The organism is Saccharospirillum sp. (genome assembly GCF_040881935.1).
Taxonomy (GTDB): Bacteria; Pseudomonadota; Gammaproteobacteria; order Pseudomonadales; family Natronospirillaceae; genus Saccharospirillum.
In genome coordinates this window covers 21,644-27,974 of the sequence record NZ_JBBECH010000034.1, presented here as the reverse complement: position 1 = coordinate 27,974, position 6,331 = coordinate 21,644, and the positions used below count along the sequence as shown (strand labels likewise).

Sequence of the window (6,331 nt, the reverse complement as noted above, 5' to 3'; positions counted from 1 at the left end):
GTAGCTCCGTGAATATGAGTGGTTTTTCTGCAGACGCCACTGATGTTCCGTACAATTTGCTTCGATACTTTGTGACGATATAACATCCGTACCGAACAGTTCACCAAGCAAAGAATTTCGAAAAGCCACTATTATGTATAACCAATAACTATCATGCGATAATCTTTACACCTTAGCGAGATCGGTAACCATCAGATACTGCACCTCAACACATCCCCAAAAACTGTCAGTATTGTTTAAAACCCGCGCTTAGTAATAGAAGCGTTCCATGTAGACTGTTAGATTTTTGGAATAGCCCAGTGATTTTTATAGGAACGCTATCAAGAGGCACTTTCAAGCCTTTTGGTATAGGATTCGCGCCGCCAACGTCAAAAGATCAGCTAGGCAAGAACAATTCACTGCAGGTCTCTTTTCGCATCCTGCGTACCCGCTTGCGCGGGGTTAATAAAAGTCCGGAGAAATTCGACCATCTCTGAGCTATACCAGTTCTTTGGACCCGTTAGGCGTGCGACCTCATATCCATCACGATTGAGCAGTAGGGTTACCGGTACACCTGGAGCACCGAGCGTCACGTTTGCCTGAGCACTCTTGTCGTTGTAGAGACGCAAATGCTCTATCACGGTCTCCTCGTAAAAGGATTGAACAGCGGCGAGCCCGCCATGGTCAATCGAGAGTGCCACGACCTCGAACTCAGTACCGCCTAGCCCGGCTTGGAGCGCATCTAGAGTGGGCATCTCTTCACGGCAAGGGGAACACCATGTCGCCCAAAGATTGAGTAGCACAACTTTACCTCTAAACATCTTCAGGCTCTGTGACCTTCCTTCGCCATCGGTAAAATTAACTGGAGCTGGGCGCACGGGATTGGCAGTGACCGCGAAACCGAGCTGCTCCGCTGCAGCCACATTCAGTATGTTCCCGAAGCCGGAAGGAGAGTCTTCACCCTGACTGCAGCCTCCAAGCGATATAAGGATGCCGAGTATTGCAGCTAACCGCCACAGACCCCGACTCATACTTAAAAAATTTATCATGAAGCTATCCCGTGGTGTAATCCCCGAAGTGGATGATAGATACGCTAAATCACTAGCTGTCTTGGGACAGTTGGCGTAGATCCTCAGCCACCGCCTCCACTGGGTCACTGGCGCGAATCAAAAGTCGTACATCTCCTTCGCGATTGAATGCAAAAACGGCACTTGAGTGCGAAACGTCATAATTGCCCGACTCATCCTTTTCGCCATAGCTGTAAGTAGTGCTATACCGGCCTGTCAACGCGTCGAGCGCTGCCCTGTCACCTGTGAGTCCTATGAACCGCGGCCCGAACACATCGGTGTAGCGGCGTAGGGTCGCCGGATCATCACGCGCTGGATCTACCGATACGAACAAAACTTGCAAGTCTTTCCTCACATCTTCACTTAGCAGCTTAACGGCACCCGCGAGTTGTGCGAGAGTGGTCGGGCAAACATCAGGACAGTTCGTAAAGCCGAAGAAAAGCAGTGTCGATTTGCCACGGTAGTCATCGGCAGTTACCGCGTGACCATGTTCATCAGTGAGATTGAAGTTGAGTTCAGGCATGGCCCCTGAGATATCTGTCGTTCGCCAGGTTTGTTCGCCACAGCCTGTCAACAATAGCACGCTCAGTATGAGAAAAAGTTGCTTACCCATCAATTCACCTCTACATCGCTGCTGGAGACACGGCCTGGAATTGGACCGATAGCCGTTGTCCGTCCGCGAAAATGAGCGTCACCGGCACCTCAGCTCCAAATTCGATCGGGCTTCGCCGCTTCATCAGCATAAGGTGATAACCACCCGGCAAGAACTCAATAGCACCATCCGGCGCCAGTTCAAGTTCCGGCACAGGCTCCATGCCTGCCATCCCATCCACTTGGGTGCTCTGGTGCATTGTGACGTGTTCAAAAGCAGAGCTCTCCGCTCCCGACAAGACCACAGAATCGTCCCCTTCGTTAATCAGCCTGAAGTAACCGGCTACGGGCAGATCACCAGGCAATAGCCGTAGCCGGGCATCCGTTACGCTCAGTGCATCCGCCACTGCGGTGGCAGCAAACATACACAGCAGTAGTCCGTAAATTACTCTTCGTTTAAGCCCCATTTTCTTACTCCCAGCACTCATCGATTTATAACCAAGATTGGTACATTTACCTTTTTGGGTGTGTCAGCACTTGCGCCAGGTCTTCAGGCAGTGCCATGGGTGCAAAGGCGCTGACGCGGGCACGCCCTGTATTACCAACGGGTATCCAGATACGCGAAAAGACCAGTGCGGCGAGTATACGCGGGATCTGACCCCATACTTCGCGTTTATCCCGAAGTCGCCAGCCGAGCCTAAGCATACGCAGATGTGTTAGCGCGTGCGCCAAGGCAAATCGCTGACTCAGGATATGGGCTCGCTCAAGATGACTGAACGCCGTATGGAAATTACCCGATATTTCGGCACGTTCGGCTGCGGCCAGTTCCGTCCGGTAACATTCCTTCAGTTCACTGTTCATCTCTCGGCTCTCATTCTGTTTCAGCAAGTAATGCTTTCGGGGAAGCGTTGCAAAGATCATCCAAGCACGCCCCTGGCAGGCTCTCCATGAAAAAGGGTCTGCGGAATGTCAGACTACTCACTGATTGTTTATTGGCTTTGTAAGGTCAACTTAAGTCAGCAAACTTAATTGCTATTTGGCCTTCTCCAGCTCAGTCTTCACGAGCCTTAAAAGAGGTTCTGCGCCGAATTCCGTAAGCTGAAGGCCATTCACAAAGAAGGTTGGGGTGCCGCGAATGCCTATAGCTTTGACATCCTGGGTATCCGTTTGGAGCACTGAGCTTATTCTTTCGGATTGCATATCCTCGCGGGCTTTGGCGACATCCAGGCCAGCGGCTTCCGCCGCTTCCCAGGCTCCGATCACCTGAGGGTCATCATGCCATGCCGGCTGTGCTTCCAACACTGCTTCAAGAACAGGCTCGTAGACGTTCTGAATCCTTGCAGCCTCTAGCAGTCTTGAGACTTCCTCAGAACCCTGATGAAACAGTGTGTATCGCAAAACCAGACGAACTTCATCAGGATATTCAGCAAGAATCTGCTTCACAATTGGGTAAAATGCCCGACAGGCCTCGCAAGAAGGATCGAAAAATTCAACGATGGTTACCGTTGCGTCGTCGGGTCCAAATGTGGGCGAGTGGAAGCGAATCAGCGACGGTTGACTTTCGACTGCTTGCGCACCCACTAGCGGTTTTTCGGGCGAGGCAGCGGTTTGTTGGGGCTGCTGGGATTGGAGCGTGAAAAAGACAGCAGCCCCAAAAACTGCGATCAGCACAAAAGAGGCGACGACTACGAAAACACGACGATTCATGAGCGAATTCTCCGACGAACAAGCATAAGCAGAATAATGATGGCAACAAAGGTGCCCAGTGCCAGGAACGGAAGTGGTACACCGCCAAAAATAGTCATTTCGGCACCTGAACAGGAAGGACCTGTATCAGTGCAGGGCTGAATTGGTTGAGGAATTAGCCCAACATACAGCAGCGAGTGCGCCGAGGCGAAAAGGCCTCCAATGACAGCCAGGGGAAGAGCATAACGCCAAATAGTAAAGTCTGAGTAAAAGCAAGCTACCCCGAGGATCACGGCCAGCGGGAACATGAAGGCTCGCTGAAACCAGCACAGCAGACAGGGAGTCTGGCCCAGGATTTCGCCGATGTAGATGGCTGAAAGCGACGACACCACAGCCAGAAACCAGGCTGAGAGTAGCAGCATCCACGGAATCGAGTGGTTGTCAGTAATCATCGTGACGGTGCTCCGCGTTCAGTGGCACAAGTGCTTGGTGACGATGAGCAGCAACCCACTGCGCCACCGTCGAGGTTTTCTTGATCTGTTGTGTTAACAGGCTCTGAATCGCTGGCACGTAACTCCTCGATTCCCTCGCGAATTACCTGCCATGCGGAGCGCAGGAACAGTGCGGCAATGGCAAGTCCCACAATGATATCGGGCCAAATAGTATCGGTGAAGGCAACGAGCCCGGCGGCCATGATGACACTGCTGTTGGCAATCAAGTCGTTCCTGGAACACAGCCAAGTGGAGCGCATATTGAAATCGTCTGCTCTGTGGCGATAAAGCAGCACGAAGCAAATGCTATTTGCAAGCAGAGCGATGGCGCCTACAGTGCCCATCCAATCGGCGGCAGGTACCTCCTGTATCACCAACTTACGAACCGCATCGGCAACGACAACCACACCGAATAGCAGCATGAAACCGCCCTTGAAGAGGCCTGCACCGGCCCGGGCGCGACGGCCTTTGTCCAGCACGAAGAGTGTCAGCGCGTACACAGAGGCATCGCCAAACATATCCAGCGAATCCCCCAGCAACGCGGTTGAGCTTGCTATCCAGCCAGCGGTGAACTCTACAAGAAACATCACCGCATTAATGGCTAGCACGATATAGAGCACTCGGCTCTGACTGGACCTCAGTTGCGCCAGTTCACCGGATTTGTTTTCACAGCAGCTATCCACGACACCCCCTCCCAATACTCATGATGTACGATACAATAAGGGTTATAGTAACTATAAGGTCAAGGGCGATGCATAAGAATAACCACACCATAGGTCAACTGGCTGATCGCACAGGTATCAAGCCCGTGACCATCCGATATTACGAAAAGATTGGACTGCTGCCTGAGGCGACCCGGTCAGAATCCGGCTATCGCTTATATTCTGACACCGATCATTTCAGGCTCCTGTTTATCCGCCGAAGCCGAGCGCTTGGCTTTAGCCTGGGTGATATCAGAGAACTACTCTCTTTAGCTGACAGCCAGCAAGAGTCCTGTGCCGGCGTGGACGCTAAAGTTGAGCAACAACTGGAACAGGTACGTTCCCGCCTAAAAGACTTGCGTGCAATGGAGCAGGAGTTGAAAAGACTGAGTGCATGTTGTGCGGGAGGGGTGATTATGGACTGCCGGATTATCGAAACGCTGTCCTGTGAGGCATAGGCGGATTCATCCAGAGACGGTAACAGAGCGCTTTTTCAGGTTTGCACAATGAGGGCCTGCTTGGAGAGCGCCCGGGACGCCGCTATCTGTTTAGAATTGGTGATGCGTTCGACAATGCCACAACCGGCTAAACAGGCACCCGCGAAGGCAGCGTGCTGCTCGCTGCCCGGCTCACCAAGCGTTTTGCAGCCCGCCAGCAAGATCTCTACGCGAGCATCGGACAGAGACGAATCTGTTCTGCTTTAGTTAAGGAGCTCTTAAGGTCTTTCCTCCAGGGGGAATTTTTCAAGTCCTTCATGAAGTGAGGTGATAAGGGGACAATAGACGTTACCTTGTTGGACGCAGCATTCTTGCACCAACTCATCCAACGCCCGCTCAATCCGTTGCAGGCTCAGGATTTTCTGCCGCACACTGGTCAATTTCTGTTCACCCAATGCTCGTGCTTCGTCGCAGTGGGTACCATCCTGCAACATCAACAACCCCCCAATTTCATCCAAACTGAAACCCAGCCATTGAGCCGTTCTAATGAAGTGAAGGCGCTCCAGAGCCTGTTCATCATAGTGACGTATGCTACCAAAGGGCTTTTCGGGTTCCGTTATCAGCCCTCTGCGCTGGTAATAACGGATGGTTTCCACCCCCATGTTGGCGGCTTTCGCCAGGGTACCGATGGTCATTGAGCCGTGTTTTTTGGACATAGGGTTTTATTCCGTAGCTGACTACGGGAATAACCTTACCGCACTCAGCTAATAGGATCGAGGGGGTCAGCTTCGTCGATGTCCGTTATCAAGAGTGTGATGCTACGGTCACCTTCGACGATGCGAAAACCTCCGTTGAGGTGCTGACTCAAGCCACCACTAACATGGGTACAAACATCCACTTTGCCGTGCCGCCCGGAATGCCGCTACATAGGTCATTGGGATAACGCCGAGTGGTTAATCCTGTCAGTCGGTCGAATCCAGGCTTTCGATAATCGGACAGCCCTTGTCCGAGCCGCAACACAGGTTGAGCAGCAATTCCAACTCGTGCTTCAGTCGCTCGAGATCCTCTAGGCGGGTTTTGATGTCTTTCAGTTTCTGTTCGGTAAGTTGTCGTACCTGTGGCCGAGGTGGTTCCTGGGCACGTCGCAGTTTCAACAATTCACCAATTTCTACCAGAGAAAAATTACAACGTTGGGCTCGTTGGATGAAGCGCAGCTGAGCGAGGTCGCGCTCGCCATAATGCCGACGACCGCCTGAGTCGCGGGCAATAGGCGGCATCAGCTTTATCTTTTCATAATAGCGTAACGTATCGATCGACAGACCTGTACGCCGGGCGGCTTCGCCGATGCTTATTTCCAACATGGGGGCCTCATCGAATTG

General features: G+C 52.3%; 10 protein-coding genes. 1 reads left to right on the top strand and 9 read right to left on the bottom strand.

The features are described from left to right. Positions 1 to 395 precede the first annotated feature (395 nt). From WEB54_RS05505 to WEB54_RS05475, 7 genes are all read right to left on the bottom strand, one after another. Complete coding sequence (locus WEB54_RS05505; protein WP_368053988.1) at positions 396 to 1,028, bottom strand: TlpA family protein disulfide reductase; 633 nt, start codon at positions 1,026 to 1,028, stop codon at positions 396 to 398. Between the two features lie 52 nt (positions 1,029 to 1,080). After that, a complete protein-coding gene (locus tag WEB54_RS05500) occupies positions 1,081 to 1,659 on the bottom strand; it encodes an SCO family protein (RefSeq protein ID WP_368053986.1) in 579 nt (192 codons plus the stop codon). A 10-nt stretch (positions 1,660 to 1,669) separates the two neighbouring features. Next, on the bottom strand, positions 1,670 to 2,104 hold the full coding sequence (locus WEB54_RS05495) for a copper chaperone PCu(A)C (protein ID WP_368053984.1): 435 nt from the start codon (positions 2,102 to 2,104) through the stop codon (positions 1,670 to 1,672). Between the two features lie 46 nt (positions 2,105 to 2,150). Then, positions 2,151 to 2,498 carry a DUF3703 domain-containing protein gene (locus WEB54_RS05490; protein ID WP_368053982.1) on the bottom strand — a complete coding sequence of 116 codons (348 nt, stop codon included), beginning with the start codon at positions 2,496 to 2,498 and terminating at the stop codon, positions 2,151 to 2,153. 171 nt (positions 2,499 to 2,669) lie between these two features. Next, on the bottom strand, positions 2,670 to 3,344 hold the full coding sequence (locus tag WEB54_RS05485) for a DsbA family protein (RefSeq protein ID WP_368053980.1): 675 nt from the start codon (positions 3,342 to 3,344) through the stop codon (positions 2,670 to 2,672). After that, a complete protein-coding gene (locus WEB54_RS05480; protein WP_368053978.1) occupies positions 3,341 to 3,775 on the bottom strand; it encodes a disulfide bond formation protein B in 435 nt (144 codons plus the stop codon). The genes WEB54_RS05485 and WEB54_RS05480 overlap by 4 nt, the downstream gene beginning before the upstream one ends. Next, positions 3,772 to 4,497, bottom strand: a complete 726-nt coding sequence (locus WEB54_RS05475) for a cation diffusion facilitator family transporter (protein ID WP_368053976.1) — start codon at positions 4,495 to 4,497, stop codon at positions 3,772 to 3,774. Before WEB54_RS05475 ends, WEB54_RS05480 begins: the two co-directional genes overlap by 4 nt. 68 nt (positions 4,498 to 4,565) lie before the next feature. Here WEB54_RS05475 and WEB54_RS05470 point away from each other — a divergent pair, with 68 nt between their 5' ends. Then, positions 4,566 to 4,973: a helix-turn-helix domain-containing protein gene (locus WEB54_RS05470; protein WP_368053974.1), complete on the top strand. Its 408-nt coding sequence runs from the start codon at positions 4,566 to 4,568 to the stop codon at positions 4,971 to 4,973. Between the two features lie 257 nt (positions 4,974 to 5,230). Here WEB54_RS05470 and merR read toward each other — a convergent pair whose 3' ends face one another. Then, a complete protein-coding gene (merR, locus tag WEB54_RS05465) occupies positions 5,231 to 5,668 on the bottom strand; it encodes an Hg(II)-responsive transcriptional regulator (protein WP_368053972.1) in 438 nt (145 codons plus the stop codon). A 246-nt stretch (positions 5,669 to 5,914) separates the two neighbouring features. Further along, positions 5,915 to 6,313 carry a MerR family transcriptional regulator gene (locus WEB54_RS05460; RefSeq protein WP_368053970.1) on the bottom strand — a complete coding sequence of 133 codons (399 nt, stop codon included), beginning with the start codon at positions 6,311 to 6,313 and terminating at the stop codon, positions 5,915 to 5,917. Between the last annotated feature and the right edge of the window lie 18 nt (positions 6,314 to 6,331).